The organism is Priestia sp. P5_B4, from assembly GCF_056400385.1.
Genome location: NZ_JBFULJ010001312.1, coordinates 1 through 758 on the forward strand (window position 1 = coordinate 1; position 758 = coordinate 758).

General features: G+C 31.0%; 1 protein-coding gene. It reads right to left on the bottom strand.

Annotation, left to right across the window (positions count from 1 at the left end; all coding sequences use genetic code 11):
* Positions 1–459 precede the first annotated feature (459 nt).
* Positions 460–600 carry a YjcZ family sporulation protein gene (locus AC1DRF_RS30680; protein ID WP_477742657.1) on the bottom strand — a complete coding sequence of 47 codons (141 nt, stop codon included), beginning with the start codon at positions 598–600 and terminating at the stop codon, positions 460–462.
* Positions 601–758: the final 158 nt, after the last annotated feature.

The following is a 758-nucleotide window of genomic DNA, read 5'->3' on the forward strand; positions in this document are numbered from 1 at the left end:
GATAATTAGCAACATTATAGCAACTAAAAATTACTACGTCTATATATTATTTAAATATTCCTATTATTATGAAAATTAGGAATAAACATTTTACAATAAGTCTTTTTTACCTATTTAAACTATATGAAAATCATTTATGTTGATTTTCATACAAGTAAAATAATTCTTCAAGTCAGCTGATAAAAACTAGCGGCCTATGGAGTATTATTCGGTCTTACTATCAGTCCTGATAAGCATTTTACAAAAATTACTTATAAGGAAAATTATAAATTTCAGACCATTTTTGAGGCTTAAATCTACTCTTCCTCTTCATTTTTTTATTTTTTTAATCTATTAATTAAATTTTTTGTGTGTTTTTTATGTACATGAACAACATTATTTTATTATAGTACTGCCCTTCTTATGAACATAAAAAAACACGAATCTACTAAAATCTTTGTAAATCCGTGCTTTTTCTGTTTATTTCAAGCATGTACAACCAACGATAACTAATAAAACAAATAGTACAACGATTAATGCAAAACCGCCACCATAACTACCGTAGCCGCCGTAGCCGMCGTAGCCGTAACCACCGCCGTAACCCCAGTTGTAAAATCCCATTTCACTTCACCTCCGTAGCCTGTTTACTCTATAGCATATGTACAGGCTAGAAAAAATGCTCGCCCATTTATCGCCCTTTTATGACGATAAAAAAAAGACTGAGACATAACGAAAACACTCCAATCAACCGCTAGAAGCAACCAGCTAGATTAAAACCA